Source organism: Kitasatospora sp. NPDC092039 (assembly GCF_044756065.1).
In the GTDB taxonomy this organism is placed as follows: Bacteria; Actinomycetota; Actinomycetes; order Streptomycetales; family Streptomycetaceae; genus Kitasatospora.
This window is the reverse complement of record NZ_JBIVSD010000003.1, coordinates 1-19,321: the sequence shown is the minus strand read 5'-3', so window position 1 is coordinate 19,321 and position 19,321 is coordinate 1. Positions and strand designations below refer to the sequence as shown.

The 19,321-nt window shown below is 75.7% G+C and carries 15 protein-coding genes and 1 tRNA gene; 11 read left to right on the top strand and 5 right to left on the bottom strand.

Annotation, left to right across the window (positions count from 1 at the left end):
* The first annotated feature begins 36 nt into the window (after nt 1–36).
* The 9 genes from tmk (at nt 37) to ACIQI7_RS06330 (ending at nt 12,526) form a co-directional block, all read left to right on the top strand.
* Nucleotides 37–3,585 (top strand): dTMP kinase, encoded by a 3,549-nt coding sequence (tmk, locus tag ACIQI7_RS06370; protein WP_401105727.1) that lies wholly within the window; start codon nt 37–39, stop codon nt 3,583–3,585.
* Between the two features lie 290 nt (nt 3,586–3,875).
* Complete coding sequence (locus tag ACIQI7_RS06365; RefSeq protein WP_401106871.1) at nt 3,876–5,087, top strand: DNA polymerase III subunit delta'; 1,212 nt, start codon at nt 3,876–3,878, stop codon at nt 5,085–5,087.
* Nucleotides 5,088–5,435: 348 nt separating this feature from the next.
* Nucleotides 5,436–6,611: a hypothetical protein gene (locus ACIQI7_RS06360; protein ID WP_401105725.1), complete on the top strand. Its 1,176-nt coding sequence runs from the start codon at nt 5,436–5,438 to the stop codon at nt 6,609–6,611.
* A gap of 153 nt (nt 6,612–6,764) precedes the next feature.
* Nucleotides 6,765–8,486: an alpha/beta hydrolase gene (locus tag ACIQI7_RS06355; RefSeq protein ID WP_401105723.1), complete on the top strand. Its 1,722-nt coding sequence runs from the start codon at nt 6,765–6,767 to the stop codon at nt 8,484–8,486.
* A gap of 108 nt (nt 8,487–8,594) precedes the next feature.
* Nucleotides 8,595–9,245, top strand: a complete 651-nt coding sequence (gene leuE / locus ACIQI7_RS06350) for a leucine efflux protein LeuE (protein WP_401105721.1) — start codon at nt 8,595–8,597, stop codon at nt 9,243–9,245.
* 81 nt (nt 9,246–9,326) lie between these two features.
* Nucleotides 9,327–9,400, top strand: a tRNA-Thr gene (locus tag ACIQI7_RS06345).
* Between the two features lie 266 nt (nt 9,401–9,666).
* A complete protein-coding gene (locus ACIQI7_RS06340; protein ID WP_401105720.1) occupies nt 9,667–10,008 on the top strand; it encodes a hypothetical protein in 342 nt (113 codons plus the stop codon).
* A 32-nt stretch (nt 10,009–10,040) separates the two neighbouring features.
* Nucleotides 10,041–10,943, top strand: coding sequence for an ABC transporter ATP-binding protein (locus ACIQI7_RS06335; RefSeq protein WP_401105718.1), 903 nt, complete (start codon nt 10,041–10,043; stop codon nt 10,941–10,943).
* Entirely contained in the window at nt 10,940–12,526 is a 1,587-nt protein-coding gene (locus ACIQI7_RS06330; protein WP_401105716.1) for a hypothetical protein, read from the top strand. The genes ACIQI7_RS06335 and ACIQI7_RS06330 overlap by 4 nt, the downstream gene beginning before the upstream one ends.
* A 195-nt stretch (nt 12,527–12,721) precedes the next feature.
* Here ACIQI7_RS06330 and ACIQI7_RS06325 read toward each other — a convergent pair whose 3' ends face one another.
* The 3 genes from ACIQI7_RS06325 to ACIQI7_RS06315 form a co-directional block, all read right to left on the bottom strand.
* Nucleotides 12,722–13,309: a TrmH family RNA methyltransferase gene (locus ACIQI7_RS06325; protein WP_401105714.1), complete on the bottom strand. Its 588-nt coding sequence runs from the start codon at nt 13,307–13,309 to the stop codon at nt 12,722–12,724.
* The gene (locus ACIQI7_RS06320) at nt 13,306–13,950 is read right to left on the bottom strand and encodes a class I SAM-dependent methyltransferase (protein ID WP_387752641.1); all 645 of its coding nucleotides are present in this window, start codon (nt 13,948–13,950) and stop codon (nt 13,306–13,308) included. The genes ACIQI7_RS06325 and ACIQI7_RS06320 overlap by 4 nt, the downstream gene beginning before the upstream one ends.
* 162 nt (nt 13,951–14,112) lie before the next feature.
* Nucleotides 14,113–14,634 carry a carboxymuconolactone decarboxylase family protein gene (locus tag ACIQI7_RS06315; RefSeq protein WP_401105711.1) on the bottom strand — a complete coding sequence of 174 codons (522 nt, stop codon included), beginning with the start codon at nt 14,632–14,634 and terminating at the stop codon, nt 14,113–14,115.
* Between the two features lie 224 nt (nt 14,635–14,858).
* On the opposite strand from ACIQI7_RS06315, the gene ACIQI7_RS06310 reads away from it, so the two are divergent.
* Nucleotides 14,859–15,059: a hypothetical protein gene (locus ACIQI7_RS06310; RefSeq protein ID WP_401105710.1), complete on the top strand. Its 201-nt coding sequence runs from the start codon at nt 14,859–14,861 to the stop codon at nt 15,057–15,059.
* A 159-nt stretch (nt 15,060–15,218) separates the two neighbouring features.
* Here ACIQI7_RS06310 and ACIQI7_RS06305 read toward each other — a convergent pair whose 3' ends face one another.
* Nucleotides 15,219–18,164 carry a lysylphosphatidylglycerol synthase domain-containing protein gene (locus ACIQI7_RS06305; RefSeq protein ID WP_401105708.1) on the bottom strand — a complete coding sequence of 982 codons (2,946 nt, stop codon included), beginning with the start codon at nt 18,162–18,164 and terminating at the stop codon, nt 15,219–15,221.
* 75 nt (nt 18,165–18,239) lie between these two features.
* Nucleotides 18,240–19,001 (bottom strand): SDR family oxidoreductase, encoded by a 762-nt coding sequence (locus ACIQI7_RS06300; protein ID WP_401105706.1) that lies wholly within the window; start codon nt 18,999–19,001, stop codon nt 18,240–18,242.
* Between the two features lie 192 nt (nt 19,002–19,193).
* On the opposite strand from ACIQI7_RS06300, the gene ACIQI7_RS06295 reads away from it, so the two are divergent.
* A partial coding sequence (locus ACIQI7_RS06295; protein WP_401106869.1) for a transposase occupies nt 19,194–19,321 on the top strand: 128 nt, incomplete at its 3' end.

The following is a 19,321-nucleotide window of genomic DNA, read 5'->3' as shown; positions in this document are numbered from 1 at the left end:
ACAATCCGGCCAAGCCCCGCCCGCTACGCTGACCGTATGACGAGCGAGGAGCAGCCCACCCCCAGCGCCGCCCCGGCCGCCAGAGCCTGGGCGTCCGACCTGCCCGAGGTCGCGCCCGCCGGGACTCCGATGGACCGGGCCCGGGCGCTGCTGCGGACACGTGCCTACCGGCGCCTGTGGACCACCCAGCTGATCGGCGGCACCGCCGACCGGCTCGGCCTGCTGGTGCTGCTCGCGCTCACCGTGATCGCCGCCGCCGAGGGCGGCCGGTTCGGCAGCCCGCCGCGCAGCCTCGCCTTCGCCCTCGCCGCGGTCCTCGCCGTCCGCGTGCTGGCCACCGGCCTGGTCGGCGTGGCGCTGCTCGGACCGGTGCACCGGCTGGTGGCCGGCAAGCTGGACCGGCGCTGGACGCTGTTCGGCGCCGACGTGCTGCGCGCCCTGCTGATCGGCCTCGCGCCCTGGTGGAGCGTCTGGATGGGCTCCGCCGCCAAGCCCTCCGGGGCCGCCGCCTACGTCCTGCTCGCCACCGTGTTCCTGACCGGTGCCGCCGAGCGGGTCCGGGGGATCGCCAAGGCCGCCGCCGTCCCCGGCCTGCTGCCGCCGGCCGACCCGTACGCCCCGGCCGCCGAGCAGCGTCCGGCCGCGGCCAACCTGGAGAGCGCCCGGGGCATCGACCGCTTCACCGGCTGGGTCACCGTGCCGCTCGGTGCCGTCGGCCTGGTGGCCTTCACCCTGCTCAACAACATCGCCGCGGCCCTCGGCTCCGACTGGCTCCGGGCCCACCAGCTCACCTTCGCGGCGCTCGGCGCGGCCGGGCTGTTCGCCGCCTCGGCGGTCCGCGGCTACCTCCAGCAGCTGCCCGGCGGCCCGGTGTCCGTCGCCCCGGTCTCCCCGTTCCAGGGCCTGCGCGCCCCGACCGACGCCGCCCCCGGCCCCGCGCTGGGCAAGGGCCGCACCGGCAGCGCCCCGTACTTCACCTTCGCCGTCGCGGCCGGGTACGCCGCGATGGCGGGCGTCGCCGCGCTCGCGCTGCTCACCGCCGCCGAGCACCGCGCCGGGCCGATCGGCTACGGCCTGCTGGTGCTCGCCGCCACCGGGACGCCCGCCCTGGGCGCCCGGCTCACCCGGGCCACGCTGCCCTCGCTGTCCCGCCGCCGGCTGCTCGCGCTGGCGCTGCTCACCCAGGGCGTCGCGCTGATCCTGGCCGGGCTGGTGCTGGACTTCGTGCTGGTCCTGCTGCTCACCGTGCTGGCCGGCCTGGCCGCCGGGATCGTGGTCTCGGCCGGGCGCACGCTGCTCGCCCAGGAGGTTGAGGAGGCCCGGCTGCCGAAGGTCACCGAGCACCTGTTCGCGGTGCTCCGGGCCGTGGTCGCCGCCGCGCTGGTCGCCGTCCCGCTGATCGCCGCCGGATTCGGGGACGTCGAGTACGGCACCGTCGAGCCCGGCTCCTTCACCTTCATCCACGGCGGCGCGGCCCTGGCCGTCGCGACCTCCGGGCTGCTCACGCTGGTGCTCGCCGCGGTCGTGCTGCTGCGCACCGACGACCGGCGCGGCACCGCGCCTTTCGTCCGGGACCTGGTGGACTCGGTGCGCGGCCCGGGCGGCCCGGTGCCGCACCGGGGCGCGGGCACCGGCTTCTTCATCGCCCTGGAGGGCGGCGACGGCGCCGGCAAGTCCACCCAGGCCCAGGCGCTCGCCGAGTGGATCCGCGGCAAGGGGCACGAGGTCGTGCTCACCCGCGAGCCCGGCGGCAGCCCGGTCGGCCAGCGGCTGCGCGGCCTCGTCCTGGACGTCGGCAACACCGGCCTGTCGCACCGCGCCGAGGCGCTGATCTACGCCGCCGACCGCGCCGAGCACGTCGAGAACGTCATCCGCCCGGCGCTCGCCCGCGGCGCGGTGGTGATCACCGACCGGTACATGGACTCCTCCATCGCCTACCAGGGCGCCGGGCGCGACCTGGCCGCGACCGAGGTCGCCCGGATCTCCCGCTGGGCCACCGGCGGGCTGCTGCCCGACCTGACCGTCGTCCTGGACGTCGACCCGACCAGGGCCCGCGAGCGCTTCACCGAGGCGCTGGACCGACTGGAGTCCGAGCCCACCGAGTTCCACCAGCGGGTCCGGGCCGGCTTCCTCGCCCTCGCCGCCGCCGACCCGGCGCGCTACCTGGTCGTGGACGGCAGCCAGGCCCCCGGTTTCGTCACCACCGCCATCCGGCACCGGCTCGACCGCGAGCTGCCGCTCTCCGAGCAGGAGAAGGCCGCCCGCGCCGAGCAGGAGCGGCTGGCCCGGGAGGAGGCCGAGCGCCGCGCCGCCGAGGAGGCCCGCAGGAAGGCCGAGGAGGAGGCCGCCGAGCGCAAGCGGCAGGAGGTGCTGGCGCAGCTGCGGGCCGAGCAGGAGGAGAAGGAGCGGCTGGCCAAGGAGGAGGCCGAGCGGGCCGCCGCCGAGGCCCGGCGCAAGGCCGAGGAGGAAGCCCGCCGCCGGGCGGAGGAGGAGGCGAAGCGCCGCGCCGAGCAGGAGGCCGAGCGCCGCGCCGCCGAGGAGGCCCGGCTGGCCGCGGAGGCCGCCGAGCGCAAGCGGATCGCCGACGAGGCGGCTGCCCAGGCCGAGCTCCAGCGGCAGCGCGAGCTCGCCCGCGAGGAGCAGCGCCGCCGGGCGGAGGAGGCGCTCCAGCGGGCCGAGGAGGCGCGGCTGGCGCAGGCCGCCGCGCTCGCGGCCGCGGCTGCGGCGGCGGAGTCGGCGGAGGACCGGGCCGAGGGGCGGCCGGGCGCTGCTCCGGGTACGGGTTCGGGCCCGGCTGCCGGGGCGACGGCCGGGGACGCCGTGACCACGGAGCTGCGGGCGGTCCGGGACGCTTCTCCGGCGGACGCTCCGCGGGATGCCTCGCAGGCGCCGTCGCGGCCGTCGGGGCCGTCGGCGCAGGCGGCTGGCGAGGCTTCTTCGGGTGGGCTCGGGGACGAGGCGACGCGCGAGCTGTCGCCGCGGGACCGGCAGGCGGCCGTCCGGGCGGCGGAGGCCGTCGAGGCGCGCAAGGCCGCTGAGGCGCGCCGGGCCGCCGGCGGGGCTGCCGGATCGGTCGACGAGACCGCCAAGCTGCCGGTGGTGCCGGCCTCGGCGGTGGACGAGACGGCCGTGCTGCCGACGATTCCGGCGGAGACCGACCGGACCGAGGTGCTGCCCCGGATCGAGCCGGGTCGTGCCGACGGTCGTACCGAGGGCCGTGCCCAGAGCCGTACCGAGGGCCGGCCGGCCCAGGGGCCGCGGCGGGCGGAGCCGGTGGACAGCACCCGCGAGCTGCCGGTGGTCGGCGCGGAGCCGGCTGCTGAGCCGGAGCCCAGGACGCAGTCGGGCGCCGAGCGGCCGCGGCCGGAGTGGGCCGAGGAGACGCCGCTGGACGACCTGCCGAGCCTCACCGACACCCTGCTCGGCTCGCACGACGAGTGGACGCACTGGGAGCGCGGCGGCCAGGGCCAGCAGGGTCCGTACGGCGGCCCGCAGGCCGGCGCGGAGCGCCCCGAGGGACGCGGGGACGCCCAGGACAAGGGCGACGGCAAGGGCAAGGGCCGTCGCTGGGGCCGCCGGGGCTGACCGGACACGCGTGGGCGGCGCCGTCGGGGCAGGTCCCCGGCGGCGCCGCCGCGTCTCGTCGGGTGGTCCGTCCGTCGGGGAAGGCCGGTCGGCGGAGGTCCGTCGCCCCAGGGCGGGAGCCTCGGGCCTGGGCTTGGGGCTGGGCCTGGGACCTCGCGGCCGGGGCCTGGGGGCCGGGCCGCCCCGTTCGCCGTGACCCGGACGGAGCAGTGGGTGTCGGAGCGGCGACGTATGCTCGACGGCGGGGAAGAGGCGCCGGGAGCGCTGCCGTACGGAGCTTGGGAGCAGCAGTGGCCGTCTGGGACGACCTGGTGGGCCAGGAGCGGGTGGTCGAGCAGCTGACCGCCGCCGCCCGGGCGGCCGGGGCGACGGTCGAGGCCGGTCGCGGGGCCGTCCCGGTCGAGGGCGCGAACGCCTCCCTGATGACGCACGCCTGGCTGTTCACCGGCCCGCCCGGCGCGGGGCAGGTCACCGCCGCCCGCGCTTTCGCCGCCGCCCTCCAGTGCACCAGCGCCGATCTCGCGCTCGGCGGCACGCCCGGCTGCGGGTTCTGCGACGGCTGCCACACCGTGCTGGCCGGCAGCCATGCCGACGTGAAGTACGTCCGGACCGACGGCCTCTCCATCGGCGTCGGCGACATGCGCGACCTGGTGATGCGCGCCTCCAGCTACCCGACCGGCGGCCGCTGGTCGGTGATCCTGGTGGACGCCGCCCACCGGCTCACCGAGGCCGCCGCGAACGCGCTGCTCAAGGGCGTGGAGGAGCCCTCCCCGCGCACCGTCTGGCTGCTCTGCGCCCCCTCCGTCCAGGACGTGCTGCCGACCATCCGCTCGCGCTGCCGCCTGCTGGTGCTGCGCACCCCGGCGGCCGAGGCGGTCGCCGACACCCTGGTCCGCCGCGACGGGGTGGACCCGGAGACGGCCCGACTGGCCGCGCTCGCCGGGCAGGGCGACATCGAGCGCTCGCGCCGCCTCGCCGTCGACGAGCAGGCCCGGACACGCCGGACGGAGGTGCTGCGCATCCCGCTGGAGATCGGCGACATCGGCGGCTGCCTGACCGCCGCCCAGCGCCTGGTCGACACCGCCAAGGCCGACGCCGAGGCGCTCGCCGAGGCCCAGGACGCCAAGGAGACCGACGACCTCAAGGCCGCCTACGGCGCCGCCGAGGGCAGCAAGGCGCCGCGCGGCATGGCAGGCGCGGTCAAGGAGCTGGAGAAGCGGCAGAAGAGCCGCGCCACCCGCACCCGCCGGGAGACCCTCGGCGTCGCCCTGCTCGACCTGCTGGGCTTCTACCGGGACGTGCTCGCCATCCAGCTCGGCTCCACCGGCGCGCTCGCCAACGAGGACCAGCGGCAGGCGCTGAACCGGGTGGCCCAGGCCGGTCCGGCGGAGAGCACGCTGCGCCGGATCGAGGCGGTGCTGGAGTGCCGCCAGGCGCTGGACCGCAACGTGGACCCGCTGCTGGCGGTCGAGGCCATGACGGTGGCGCTGCGCGCGGGCTGAGTGCCGGGCGGTCCGGGCGTCGGGCCGGGGCGTCCGTCCGAGGGCCGTTCCCGCCGCTCGCGTGTCGTTCGTTCGTTCGTGGTTCGTCCCGAGGGCCGACCCACTGTGCCGCGCGGTGCCACCGGGGCTCCACCGGGCGGTGCGCTTCAGTGGGCGAGGCCCGTAGGCCTCCCGGAGCGAGGGACGTCCCCCCTTCGAGTGAACGGGCGACACTCGCCGGGCACACCGTCGTGTGACCGCCCGCCCGGTGTGCACGCTGGGGGCCGACTGCGCCCGCTACCGGGGCGGTCGCCTCCCGCACGCGCCGGTTCCGGTTCGGCGCGGCCCCCTCCAGAGGTGGTGCGTCCCGTGGTTCGTTCGCTCCTCGTCATCCCCCTGCTGGCCGCCGCCCTCGGCGGGGTCTGGCTGGCCCGGGGGGCCCGCCAGCGCTGGCGCGACCTGCGCGCCGCCGAGACCTACGAGCTGGCCGGCGACCGTTGGCCGATGCTGCTGCGGGCGGGCGGCGCGATGGTCTGCGGGATGTGCGTCACCGCGCTGACGGTGCTCACCGCGTTCGGCGCCTTCGGCGGCCTCGGCCGGGACGCCCAGGAGCCGGACCGGGCGGAGCCGGTCGTGGACTCGGCCGCGGGCGCCGGGACCGATTCGGGGGAGGCGGCCCGCCAGCAGCAGGCGGCGCCGCCCGCGGGCGCCGAGTCGGCCGCCGCCGCAGCCGCAGCCGCTGCTCCCGCCGCTGTCTCCGCTCCCACCAGCGCTCCGGTCGTGGCCAGCCGCTTCGACAGCGTCGGCCACCCCGGCGGTGGTGAGCTGCTCCAGTCCGCCGTGCTCGGCCCCGACGGCCGCCCCCGCAACATCCGGGTCTGGCTCCCGCCGCAGTACGCCAAGGAGCCGAACGCCCGCTTCCCGGTCGTCGTGATGCAGGCCGCCACGCCCCAGAAGACCGCCGACTCCGAGGTCCCCGACATCTTCGACGGCATCGGTTCGGCCCTCCAGACCGGCAAGACCCGTCCCTTCATCCTGGTTGCCCCCGAGGCGCCGAACGGCACCGCGCACCCCTGCGAGCTGGTCGCCGCCGCCCCGGCCGCCGTCGCCGACGACGCGACGCTGCGCGCCACCATCGCGGCCTCCTTCCGCGCCCTGCCGCCCGGCCCGGCGTCCTGGGGCACCCTCGGCGTCGACGGCGGTGCGCCTTGTGCGGCCGCCGCCGGGCTGTCCCGGCCGGACCTGTACGGCGCGGCCGCGGCGGTCTCCGGCCGGTACGACGCCACCGCGCTCACCCAGACCGGCGCCGAGGCCCCGGCCGGCAGCGCGGCCAAGCTGCTGCTGGCGGCTGCCAGGTCGGACTCCGTCGGGCTGGACGCGGCCCGCAAGCTCCAGGCCGCGCTGAAGGCCGGGCCCGGAGCGGCGGCCAAGGCCGACGTGCGGATCTCGGACAACGTGCAGGACTACTCCCCCGACCGGGAGCGGCTGCGGCTGGTCCGGCAGGCGGCGCAGTACCTGGCCGAGGCGCTGGCCAAGGCGTCCTGAGCGCCGCTCCGGCGGCGCTACGCTGCCCGGTGCCCCGGGGCGGGTGCCGGGCAGCGGCGTTTCCTCCGGGTGCTCCCGGGAGTTGTTCCTCCGGTCGTTCCCGGTGGTTCCCCCTGGTTGTTCACGTGCTGGTCGATTGCGGAGAGGTGACGGATGAGGGCCGTCAGGCGGGCACAGACACAGGCACGGCCTCGGGCACAGGCGCGGACCCGGGCACAGGCGCGGCCCCGGGCACGGGCGCGCGCGCTGGCCGCGGCGCTGGTCGCCGCGGGGCTGCTGGCGGGCGGCTGCAGCGCCGATCCGTCCGGAGCGGCGAAGGCGTCCTCCTCGGCCGCTCCCGTCGCGCCCTCGGCCCCGGCGGCAGCCACCCCGCTGGAGCCGCTGCCCGCCGCCGTCCCGGCCGCGCTCGCGCCGTACTACGCGCAACGCCTGGCCTGGCAGCCGTGCGACGGCGGGTTCGAGTGCACGACGTTCCGGGTTCCGCTGGACTACGACCACCCGGCGGACGGCGACCTCACCCTGGCGGCCGCCCGCGCGACGGCGGAGCCGTCCGTCCCCGCCTCCCCCGTCTCCCCTGCCGACGCCGGATCCCCTCCCGCCTCTGTCTCCCCTCCCGCCTCCCCGGGCACGCGGCTCGGCTCCCTGCTGCTCAACCCGGGTGGGCCCGGCGGCTCGGCGGTCGAGTACCTGGAGGCCGCCGCCCGGACGTACGACCGCGGGGTGCGGGCCGGGTACGACCTGGTCGGCCTGGACCCGCGCGGGGTGGGCCGCAGCAACCCCGTCAACTGCCTGACCGGCGACCGGATGGACGCCTACACCACGGTCGACCTGACCCCCGGCGACCAGCGCGGGATCGACGCGCTGATCGCGGCCGACAAGGAGTTCGCCGAGGGCTGCCGGAAGCAGGCCGGGGCGGCGCTCGGCCACCTCAGCACCGTCGAGGGCGCCCGCGACATGGACGTGCTGCGGGCCCTGCTCGGCGACGAGAAGCTGAACTACGTCGGCAAGTCCTACGGCACCTTCCTCGGCGCCACCTACGCCGGGCTGTTCCCCGGCCGGGTCGGGCGACTGGTGCTGGACGGCGCGATGGACCCGGCGCTCGACTCCGTGACCGGCAACCGCACCCAGGCGGGCGGCTTCGAGACCGCCTGGACCGCCTTCGCCCAGGACTGCGCCACGCGTGAGGACTGCCCGCTCGGGCGCACCGAGCAGCAGGTCGGCGAGCAGCTCACCGCCCTGTTCGCGGGCGTCCGCACCGCCCCGCTGCCCACCACCGATGGCGGCCGCCGGCTCACCGAGTCCCAGGCGACCACGGGCGTCATCCAGGCCATGTACGCGGACTTCCTCTGGCCCAAGCTGCGCACCGCGCTCGCCGACGCGGAGGCCGGCGACGGCACCGGGCTGCTGAAGCTCTCCGACGACTACTACGGGCGGGAGGCGGACGGCTCCTACCCCAACCTGATGTTCGCCAACACCGCGGTGAACTGCCTCGACCTGCCCGCTCCGTTCAGCGGGCCGGAGGACGTCCAGCGAGCGGTGCCGGAGTTCGAGCGGGTCTCGCCGCACTTCGGGCGCGACATGGCCTGGATGGCCCTGACCTGCACCTACTGGCCGGTCCGGGCCACCGGCGCGGCGCACACCATCCGGGCCGCCGGGGCCGCCCCGATCGTCGTCATCGGCACCACCCGCGACCCGGCCACCCCGTACGCCTGGGCCCGGTCGCTGGCCGGTCAGCTGGAGTCCGGCCGTCTGCTCACCTTCGACGGCGACGGCCACACCGCGTACGGCCGCCACAACACGTGCGTGGACGGCGCGGTGAACCGCTTCCTGCTGACCGGGGAGGCCCCGGAGCAGGGCAAGCGCTGCGAGCGGTAGGGCGGGCCGGGAGCCGGGTGTCCGACAGGTGGTTTTCACTTCAACCGATCACCGGTCCGACGTTACGATGAGCGCCCCCTGCCACCCTTCCCTGCACCGGAGCTCATCGTGCTCGGAGTCAACGACCTGGCGACGTACGTCCTCGGCGCCCTCGTCATCATCTTGCTGCCCGGCCCCAACTCCCTGTACGTCCTGTCCGTCGCGGCCCGCAAGGGCATCCGCACCGGCTACCGGGCGGCGGCCGGCGTCTTCATCGGCGACCTCACCCTGATCAGCCTCACCTCGCTGGGCGCGGCCTCCCTGCTCAAGGCCAACCCGGCGGTCTTCGCGGTGGTCAAGTTCGGCGGCGCCGCCTACCTGCTCTGGATCGGTTACGGCATGCTCCGCGCCGCCCGCCAGCTCTGGCGCGAACGCCGAGCCGCGGCCGACCCCACCGCCGAAGCGGCCGCCGAATCCACCGAGAACCCCTTCCGCCGCGCCCTGGTGATCAGCCTGCTCAACCCGAAGGCGATCCTCTTCCTCCTCTCGTTTTTCACACAATTCGTCGACCCCTCCTACGGTCAGCCCGCCCTCTCCTTCGCCCTCCTCGGCGGCATCCTCCAGACCTTCAGCTTCCTCTACCTCTCCCTCCTGATCTTCGCGGGCACCACCCTCGCCACCGCCTTCCGCCGCCGCAAGCGCCTCTCCGCCACCCTCACCAGCGGCGTCGCCGTCCTCTTCGCCGGCTTCGCCGCCAAACTCGCCGTCTCCTCCGCCTGACCACCGCCCCCACCACCCCGTTACGGATCACCCGCCAACCTGTGTAGACTGGCCCGCGTTGCCACCACACACGGCAGCGGTGCCGCCTTAGCTCAGTTGGCCAGAGCAACGCACTCGTAATGCGTAGGTCGCGGGTTCGAATCCCGCAGGCGGCTCTTTTCGAGGTCCAGGTCATCTGTCGATGACCTGGACCTTTTTGCATTGGCGGGGTTGCCGGTCGAGGTGGGGCGGGCCGGCTGGGCCGGGGTTGGGCGGGTCGAAACTCTGTCCTTGGTCCAACGGGATATCTGCCGAACGGCAGATGGCAGGGGGCCGGGGATCGGTGAGGCTACCGGTGGGCCCGAGGGGCGGGCCCGGTTGCAGCCTTCCGGAGGGTGCGGTGGTTCGGTGTCCGAGGTCCGTGCATGGCCTGGTCGGGCTCGTGGTGGCTGTGTTCGTGTCGGTGGGCGGGTGTGCTGATGCGGCGGATGCGAAGCCGGAGGACAGGACGTTCGGGTTCGCGGGGAAGAGCCTGAACGTCAAGGCGCACGGGCATCCGACGGATCTGGTCGTGGCCGATCGGGCGGACGTGAAGGTCACCAGGTGGTTCGACACCGGCGGGAAGGTCGGGAGCGTCAAGGAGTCGTGGACGCTCACGGACGGGGTGCTCGAGCTCAGGGCGGGGTGCTCCGGGCTCGCCGATTGTGATGCCAGGTTCCGGGTCGAGGCGCCTGAAGGCGTAGCCGTGTTGAGGGACGGGCGCGAGACGGAGCTCAAGGGGTGAGGGCGATGAGTCGGGGCGGGGAGACGGGGAGCATGCTCGAACTGGTGGGTGTCACCAAGGTTTACAAGGGCGGCAAGCGGGCCGTCGACGGCGTCACGATGCGGCTCGGGCCGGGGATGGTGGGGCTGCTGGGGCCGAACGGGGCGGGGAAGTCGTCGTTGATGCGGATCGTGGCGACGGTCACCCGGCCCACGGGCGGGCAGGTCCGGTACGAGGGTGTCGACGTGGTGGCGGAGCCGGACCGGTTGCGTCGGGAACTCGGGTACCTGCCGCAGGACTTCGGGGTCTACCCGAACCTGACCTCGCGGGAGTTCCTGTCCTACCTGGCGGCGGCCAAGGGGATCGGTGGCCGGTCCGCGAAGGCCCGGATCGACGAGCTGATCGAGTTGGCCGACCTGACCGAGGCGGTCAAGCGCCCGCTGGGCGCGTACTCGGGCGGCATGCTCCGGCGGGTCGGCATCGCGCAGGCGCTGCTGGCCGACCCCAGGGTGATCGTGGTCGACGAGCCGACCGCCGGGCTGGACCCGGAGGAGCGGGTGCGCTTCCGCAACCTGCTCAGCGAGCTCGCGGCCGAGCGGGTCGTGCTGCTGTCGACCCACATCGTCTCCGACGTGGAGTCGGTCGCCTCCGACATCGCGGTGGTCGCCCAGGGGCGGCTGCTGCGCCGGGGCGCGCCGGACGAACTGCTCGGGGAGATCGAAGGGCAGGTGTGGGAGGCCGTGGTCGATCCGGGCGAGGTGCCGGCCGTGCAGGCCCGCCACGTGGTCAGTCGGATGGTGCGGACGGGGAACGGCGTACGGCTGCGGGTGATCGCCGCCGGGCGGCCGTGGGCGGACGCCGTCCCGGTGGCGCCCGATCTGGAGGACGCCTACCTCGGCGTCATCCGGGGAGCGGGGGAGCGGGGCCAGGTCGGGCAGCGGGCGGTGAGCCGGTGATCGGGGGGCTGGTGATCGGCGACTTCCGGGACCGGGTGCGCCGGCCGGTGTACGCGGTGACGCTGCTCGCCGCGGTCGGGCTCGGCTACCTGGCCGTGCCGGACGCGGGCGGCCACTGGACGATCATGGACGTGGGCGGAAACCGGGGCGTCTACAACAGCGCCTACGTCGGCGCGGTCACCGCGCTGGCCGGTGCGCTCTGGCTCACCTTCGGCGGTTTCTACGTGGTGCGCAGCGGCATCGCGCGGGACGTGACGACCGGGGTCGGGCAGGTCCTCGCCGCCACCCCGTTGTCCACCTCGCGCTACCTGGTGGGCAAGTTCCTGAGCAACCTGCTGGTGCTCGCCTCGATGGTCGGCGCGCTGGCCGTCACGGCGCTGCTGATGCAGCTCGCCCGCGGTGAGGACCGCGCGGTCAATCCGCTCGCCCTGGTGGAGCCGTTCCTGCTGCTCGCGCTGCCCGTGATGGCGCTCGTCGCGGCGGCGGCGCTCCTGTTCGAGACGGTGCCGCCGCTGCGGGGCGGTCTCGGGAACGTCGTGTGGTTCGTGCTGGCCATGGTGTTCGCGATCGGCGGGCAGTCGGCCTCCGCGCCGCTGGACGGCCTCGGCGTGCACCAGGTCGCGCGGTCGATGGGCACGGCGCTGGAGGCCCAGCACGGGACGGCCGACCTTGGGCAGTTCAGCCTCGGCCTGACGAAGGTCGACAGTCCGTTGGGCACCTTCCGGTGGGACGGTCTCGAGGTGTCCTCCGGGTTCGTCCTCGCCCGGCTGGCGCTGTTCCTGGCGGCGTTCGCGGTGGCGTTGCTGCCGGCCCTGTGGTTCGGCAGGTTCGACCCCGCGCGTGGCTCCGGGGCCGAGGCGGCGGCCGAAGCGCCGCACCGGTCGGACGGGACCGAGCCCGCCGGGGCGCGCTGGGCGACCGCGCCGGGCGCACTGCCGCGGGCCGCACTGCCGCGGACCGTACCGCGGCGGGCCGGGGCGTTCGGCCGGCTGTTGGCGGGCGAGGTCCGGATCCTGGTTCAGGGCGTCTCCCGCTGGTGGTGGCCGACCGCGGCCGGGCTGACGGTGGCCGGGTTCGTGCTGCCGATGAACGCCGTCACCGGCCTGCTGCTGCCCCTGGTCTGGCTGTGGCCGGTCCTGATCTGGTCCAGGCTCGGCAGCCAGCAGGTCGAGAACGGCCTGGAGGTGCTGCTCGGCGCCTACCCGTCGGCCCGGCGGCGGCTGCTCGCCGAGTGGGCGTCGGGGCTGGTGCTCACGGCGGTGACGGGCGTCGCCCCGCTGATACGCATGCTGGTGGCGGGGGACGGCGCGGGGACGGCCAGTTGGGTCGGTGGCGCGCTGTTCGTTCCCTCGCTGGCCATGGCGCTCGGCGTGGTGAGCCGGAGCCACCGGCTCTTCCAGGCGGTCTACCTGCCGCTCTGGTGGGTGCTCGTCAACAACGTCGCCGCCGTCGACTTCATGGGGGCGGTGCGCGTGGGCGGCAGCCCGGCCGGTCCAGGGCCGCTGCTGGTCGGGGCGCTGTCCGCGGCGATGCTCGCGGTGGTGTTCCTGGTCGGCGCCGCCCGACGGAACGTCAAGGACTGAGCGGGGGAGGAGGCCGAGGGCGGAGTCGAGGGGCAGGAACGAGCCGAGGGCGCGGTCGCGGGCCGAGCCGCGCGGGCCGAGCCACGCGAGCCGAGCCACGGGGCGGCGTCACGGGCTGGTCGAAGCCGGGAGCCCGAAGCCGGGAGCCCGGGTCATCGGCGGACGACCCGGGCTCCCGTGGAGACAGAGGAGGTGCTACTCGTCGTCGCCGAGGTCGCCCGCCGCAAGGTCGCCCGCGAGGTCGCCGTCCGGCGTGCCGCTGATCGCGTAGCCCTGCCGGCGCGCCTCGTAGCAGGCCACCGTCGCGGCCGCCGAGACGTTCAGCGAGCCGACTCGGCCCAGCTGCGGCACGAACACCACCTGGTCGCACAGGGCCAGCGCCTCGGGCGTGATCCCGCGGTCCTCGTGGCCGAGCACGAAGGCCACCGCCGGGGTCAGTTCGGCGGCGAACATCGGCACCGCCTCGTCCGCCAGCTCCAGGCCGACGACCTTGAAGCCGTCCGCCTTGGCCGCCGCGACCGCCTCGGCGACGGTGGGGAAGTGCTCCACCTTCAGGTACTTGTCGGTGCCCATCGCGGCCTTCTGCGCGCCGGAGGAGCGCACCGACGGGGTGTCCCCGGTCAGGTACAGCTTCTCCGCGCCCATCGCCGCGCCGGTGCGGACCACCGAGCCGACGTTGAACGGCGACTGGAGGTTCTCCAGGATCATCGCGAGCCGGAACTCGTTGCTGCGCCGCCACGAGCGGTGCAGACGCTTCAGTTCGGTCCCGCGCAGCTGCTTCACGTCGTCGTACCTCGTCCACTCTCGGAGCCCTCGCCCACCTCGGGGCGGGGCCGCGCTTCCAGAATCCGCACCCCGTTGACCGACGTGACCCGGGTGGTCGGGTAGCCCTGCTCGTTCAGCCACTTCTGGAGCGAGTCCGAACCCAGGTGCTTCTGCACCACCAGGAACGCCGAGCCGTCCGGGGTCAGCCGGTCGAGCCAGTGCGTGAGCAGGCGGCGCAGCGCGGCCTTGCCGATCCGGATCGGAGGGTTGGAGTAGATGGTGGCGAAGCGGACGTCCTCGGGGACGTCGTCGGGCAGGGCGGCCTGGACGTTGCCGAGCCCCAGCGCCTCGGCGTTCAGCCGGACCAGCTCCAGGGCGCGCTCGTTGACGTCCACCGCCCAGACCGGGAGGCGCTTGCGACGGCTCGCCCAGGTCAGCGCGATCGGACCGTAGCCGCAGCCGATGTCCAGGATCGGGCCGCGCACCCGCGGCTGCGGGGCGTGCTCCAGCAGGATCCGGGTGCACGGGTCGAGCCGGCTGCGGGAGAACACCCCGGTGTCCGTGGTCAGTTCCAGGGTGAGGTCCGGCAGGGAGACCGTGATCGGCCGACGGTCGCTGGCGACCTCGGGTGCACCGGTGAAGTAGTGCGAGCCGGACATGATTTCCCCGTCGTTCGTATGGGCCTCGGGGCCACCGGGTGGGTGTGGGTCAGCCCTTCGTACGGCACCGATCGTACCCCGGTGGCCTGGACGGCGGTCCGGGCGCCGATCCGGGCGCCGGCGGAGCCGGCGCTGCCCGGCGGCGACCCGGACAGGGCGGGATCAGGCGGTGCCGGGGGTCTTGCGGGTGGCCACGTTGATCCGGTTCCAGGCGTTGATGGTGAAGCAGACCGAGATCAGCTGCGCCAGCTCGGCCTCCGCGAAGTGCGCGGCGGCCCGGGCGTACACCGCGTCCGAGACGCCGCCGCCGATCCGGGTGATCTCCTCGGCCAGCGCCAGGGCGGCCCGCTCGCGCTCGGTGTACACCCCGGCCGGGGCCTCCGGCCAGACCGGCAGCAGGTAGATCCGCTCGTCGGTCTCGCCGGCCTTGCGGGCGTCCTTGGCGTGCATGTCCAGGCAGTACGCGCAGCCGTTCAGCTGCGAGGTGCGCATCTGGACGAGCTCGACCAGGGCGGGGTCCAGGCCGTCCCGGGCGGCGGCGTCCAGGGCGATCATCGCGCGGAACACCTTGGGGGCGGTGCGGGCGTAGTCGAGGCGGGCGGGAGCCGCGCCGGCAGCGGCGGTCCGAGCGACCTCGGCGGTCAGCGTGACCTCGGTGGTCCGGGTGTTCTCGTTCGTCGTCATGGCTATGACCCTAGGCGCGGAATGCACCCCGTCCGTGGGTCATTGAGTGTGCTGTTTCACGGGGCAATCGAGCGGGTATCCGAGGCACCCGGCCAAGGGATCCGCAGGAGTTCCGGCAACACGCCGGAGCGCCGTCGGCACTTCGCGTCCCGGCGCCGGGCGGCGGATACTGCCAGTACGCCAGCCGGGCCCGTGAAGGCCTCCGAACAGTGAGGACGGATGCCATGCCGCAGGAACAGCACGAGGAATACCTGATCGAGGAGACCGCCGAGACCGTCGAGCCCGACGAGAAGGCGGCCGAGGGCGACACGTACGACGTGGTGGCCGAACGCCGGGCCGTCGGTGCGGACCCCGCGACCGACGTCGCGGACGTCGTGGAGCAGACCCGGGCGGTCCGCCACGACGAGGAGGAGTACCGGGAGTAGCCGGTGGGCGTCGGGCCAGGTCCACGCCCCGGGCCCCACGCCCCGGGCCCCACGCCCCGGGCCCCACGCCCCGGGCCCCGGCCACCCGGCCCCCGGCCCCCGGTCCCCGGGGTCCGCCCCCCCCGGGGTCCGAGCGCGGGGGGTCGGGGGCCGCCCCGGCTACAGGGCCCGGCGGCGTTGCAGCCAGACGAAGGCCGCCCAGCCGGGCAGCACCGGCAGGATCAGCGTCAGCAGACGGTACAGCGCCACCGCGGCAAGCGCGCCGCCCCGCTCCATCGAGGCGGTCTGCTGGAGCAGCGTAATCAGCATCCCGTCCACCGCGCCGGCCCCGCCCGGGGTCGGCGCCGCGCTGCCCACCGCGTTGCCCACCAGGAACACCACCGCGACCGAGGCGAACGACGGCTCCCGGCCGATCGCCCGGGCACAGCAGTACAGGCAGGCGATCAGGCAGATCGACACCAGCAGCTGCCCGGTCACCCCCACCGCCAGCCGGGTCGGGCTGCGCAGCAGGTCCAGCAGCCGCGGCAGCACCTCGGCCGTCAGCGGCCGCAGCCGTGTGGCCAGCCACCGCCGGGCCACCGGGATCGCCGACACCACCGCCAGCAGCGCCGCAGCCCCCGCCAGCCCGCCGACCACCGCGGGCAGCGCGTCCAGCTCGGAGCCGCCGGGCTCGAAGCCCAGCAGGTAGACGAAGGCCCCCAGCTGCAGCAGGTGCAGCACCAGGCCGATCAGCGTCCCCACGCCGACGCTGGACAGCGCCTGCGCGGTGGGGATGCCGGCCCGCTGCAACAGGCGGGTGTTCAGCGCGACGCCGCCGACGCCGCCGGGCGAGACCAGCTTCACGAACGACCCGGCCACCTGGGCCAGCACCGCGTTGCGGAAGTTCAGCCGCTCCGGCACGAAGCCGACGAAGCCCATCGCCGCCGCGACGTGGCTCGCCGCCGCCGCGGCCAGCGCCAGCAGCAGCCACCACGGATCGGCGTCCGCCAGGGCGGAGACCGGGTTGTCCTCCGCCGCGAACAGCTGCGGGATCAGCAGCCACCCGGCCACCACCCCGCCCACGACGACCAGCAGGGTCCGCGGCCGCAGCCGCTCCAGCCGCACCGGCCGGCCCACCGCCTGCGGGCGGGCGCGCAGGACCTCCGCGCGGATCTCGTCGAGCAGCCCGCCGGGGGCGGGGTCGTCGTGCCCGGGGTCCGGGCCGGTGGCGGGCCTGTCGCCACCGCCCGGCGCGCCCGGGTCGACGGTGGGCCGGGAGTCCGCCACGGGGCGAGCACCGGCCCCGCCTCCGGCCCCGGCCCCGCCTCCGGCCCCGGCCACGCCTCCGGCCCCGGCCACGCCTCCGGCCCCGGCCACGCCTCCGGCCCCGGCCCCGCCTCCGGACCCGCCCCCGGCCCCGACGGAGCCCCCGCCGCCGTTCCCGGCCGGCCCGGCGGCCCGGGGAGCGGTGCGCTTCGCGTGCTGCTTGAGGGCGCGGCGGGTGGTGTGGGTGAGGGCGATGGGCTGGAGCAGCGGGAGGGCGGCGTCGATGGGGTCGGGGCCGAGGACTGCGGTGGCCGTGCGGACGGAGCGGGCGGCCCCGGCGCGCAGGGCGAGGGTGGTGAGGAGCTGGGCGAGGTCGCAGCAGAGGACGAGCTCGGTGGCGGCGATGTCGCCGTCGGCGAAGTCGACCAGGTGCACCGCGCCCGAGTCGTCGATCAGCAGGGAGGAGGGGACGAGGGCGCGGTGGGCGATCTCGCGGCGCTGGAGCAGGGCGAACTGCCGCCAGGCGTCGGTGAGCAACTCGTCGGTGATCTCCTCGTCGGCGAGTTCGTCCAGGGTGCGTCCGGCGAGCCGCTCGTACGCGATGAGGGCGGTGTCCTGGCCGATGCCGGCGGTGGCGGCGATGCGGCGGGTGCGGACGCCGGCCGCGAGGGCCGCGTAGGTGACCAGGGCCTCGTGCTCCAGCCCGGTGCGGGGGGAGCGCAGGACGCGCGGGTCGGGGGCGGTGCGCAGCCGCAGTCGGCGCCAGGCGCGCTGGACGGCGGCGGCGGTGACGGCCTGCCGGTCGAGGAGCTGGACGTCGAGGTCGGGGCGGCCGTCGGCCTGTCGGACCCGGTAGCGGTCGGGGCCGGCCGGCTGGGTCTCGGCCGGGCGCAGGCCGCTGTCGCGCAGGGCGCGCAGGACCTCGCCGGGCCGGGGGCAGGGGTCGGGGGTGCCGACGGCGTACAGGGTGCCGTGGGCGCCGGTCCAGCCGATCAGCAGCCCGAGCAGGAGTGCGGTGGGGGTGGCGTACCCGCCGGTCAGTCCGGCGAGGCCGGAGAGGGCGAGGACGGTCCAGGACAGGCGGCGTTCCCGGCTGCCGGAGGCGGTCATGAAGGCGAGGACCGGCGCGAGGTACCCGTAGACGGGTTCGGTGTGCCCGAGCCCGCCGCCGGGCAGCGGCTGGGTGAGCGCGGTGAGCAGCGAGAGCGGGGCCAGGCCGTCGGCCCACAGGTCCAGTCCGAGGGTTGCGCCGTACGCGAGGACGGCGGCGAGCAGCCCGTCGGAGACCTGCTGGAGGGCGCGCCGCCGGTCGGGGCCCAGCAGCCGGCGGGCGGCGAGGCCGACCGGGAGCAGCAGGACGGCGGCGGTGGTGAGCCCGCCGGCCAGGCCGCCCAGCGGGCGGGGTACCAGCGCGGCGGCCTCGGCGACGTCGGCGGCGATGCCGCCGACGGTGGCCCGGGCGTAGTCGGCGAGCAGCAGGGTGAGGGCGATGGCGAACAGTCCGCCGAGCAGCCGGATCAGGGCGACGGGCTGCCGGACCCGGTCGGTGGCGGGCAGCGGGCGGGCCCGGAACCGGCCGGGGCCGGCCTGCCCGGGTATCCGGGCGGTGGCCGCCACCGCGTCACGGTCGGCCCGCGCCCCGCCGCGGTCGTCCGATGCCCCGCCGCGGTCGGCCAGTACCGTGCCGCCGATGCCGCCGATGCCGCCGATGCCGCCGCCGGTGTCGCCGCCTCTGCCGCCTTCACTGCCGTTTCCGCCGCCACTGTCCCGCGTCCCCGCGCCGCGTTCCCGCCGCGCGGGCGCACCGCCGGGGTCGCCCCCGTCGGTGTCGCCGTTCGTTCTCCCCGTCACGATCGCCACGGGTGGCATGCTCCCATGCCGCCCGTGGGCGCGGAGCGGGGATCCGGCCGTGCCGGTACGACGCGGCGACCGCCCCTACGCCTGCCGGGTGGGCAGGACGACCTGGTGGCGCAGGTTGACGTGCCGGGGGCGGCTGACGGTGTACGCGATGAGGTCGGCGACGTCCTCGGCCCCGAGTGCCGGGATGGCGTCGAACATGCCGCCGAGCTGTTCGCGCAGCACCGGGTTGTCGATGTGTCCGCCGAGTTCGGTGTCGGTCAGGCCGGGCTCGATCGCGCTGACCCGGACGTCGCGCGGGCCGAACTCGCTGCGCAGGGCGGCGGACAGCTGGGTGAGCGCGGCCTTGGTGGCCCCGTACACCGCGTAGTCGGGGAAGACCACGTGCGAGGCGATCGAGGAGACGTTGACCAGGTCGGCGGTGCGGCCCTCGGCGGCGGCCGCGGTGAGGTCGGAGCCGAAGGCGCGGACGATCCGCAGCGCGCCGGTGAGGTTGGTGTCCACCATGCGGGTCCACTCGTCGATCCGGCCGTCGGAGAGCGGGTTGGGCAGCATCACCCCGGCGTTGTTGACCACCAGGTCGACCTGGCCGTAAGCCCCGTGGACGGCCTTCGCGGCGGCGTCCACCGAGGCCTGGTCGGTGATGTCGGCGGTGACGGCGAGGGCCTGGCCGCCCGTGGCGGCGATCTCGGCGGCGAGGGCGTCCAGCCGCTCGGTGCGTCGGGCGAGCAGGGCGACCCGGGCGCCGGAGGCGGCGAGCAGCCGGGCGGTGGCGGCACCCATGCCGCTGGCGGCTCCGGTGACGACGGCGGTGCGGGCGGCGAGGGACGGGTAGCTCATCGGGGGCTCCAGACGGTGCGGTCGGGCTGACGTCGACCACTCTGCGCGGGCCGCGGGCGGCTACCCAGGGCTGCGCGTCTCCCGGGAACCGCGTTCCCGGGACGGCCCTTCCCGGGACGGGGGAGCCTGGGAACGGCAGTACCACCCTCGGCGCACCCGCCCGGGGCTAGGCCGTGTCTCATAATTGATCTTGTGGTGGGTCGAGGAGAGATAACGGATGCTGCGTGGGCTCGGATTGAGCCGTTGCTGCCGCAGCGGGATGGTGCCGGGCGTCCTTGGCGGGATCACCGGCAGGTGGTCAACGGGGTGCTGTGGCGGCT

What these genes read in the sequence shown, in the direction of transcription:
- ACIQI7_RS06335 (WP_401105718.1), top strand. Translation starts at nt 10,041, where the DNA reads ATGCTCGAACTGGTGGGTGTCACCAAGGTTTACAAGGGCGGCAAGCGG.
- ACIQI7_RS06300 (WP_401105706.1), bottom strand. Translation starts at nt 19,001, where the DNA reads ATGAGCTACCCGTCCCTCGCCGCCCGCACCGCCGTCGTCACCGGAGCC.
- ACIQI7_RS06320 (WP_387752641.1), bottom strand. Translation starts at nt 13,950, where the DNA reads ATGTCCGGCTCGCACTACTTCACCGGTGCACCCGAGGTCGCCAGCGAC.
- tmk (WP_401105727.1), top strand. Translation starts at nt 37, where the DNA reads ATGACGAGCGAGGAGCAGCCCACCCCCAGCGCCGCCCCGGCCGCCAGA.
- ACIQI7_RS06315 (WP_401105711.1), bottom strand. Translation starts at nt 14,634, where the DNA reads ATGACGACGAACGAGAACACCCGGACCACCGAGGTCACGCTGACCGCC.
- ACIQI7_RS06310 (WP_401105710.1), top strand. Translation starts at nt 14,859, where the DNA reads ATGCCGCAGGAACAGCACGAGGAATACCTGATCGAGGAGACCGCCGAG.
- ACIQI7_RS06355 (WP_401105723.1), top strand. Translation starts at nt 6,765, where the DNA reads ATGAGGGCCGTCAGGCGGGCACAGACACAGGCACGGCCTCGGGCACAG.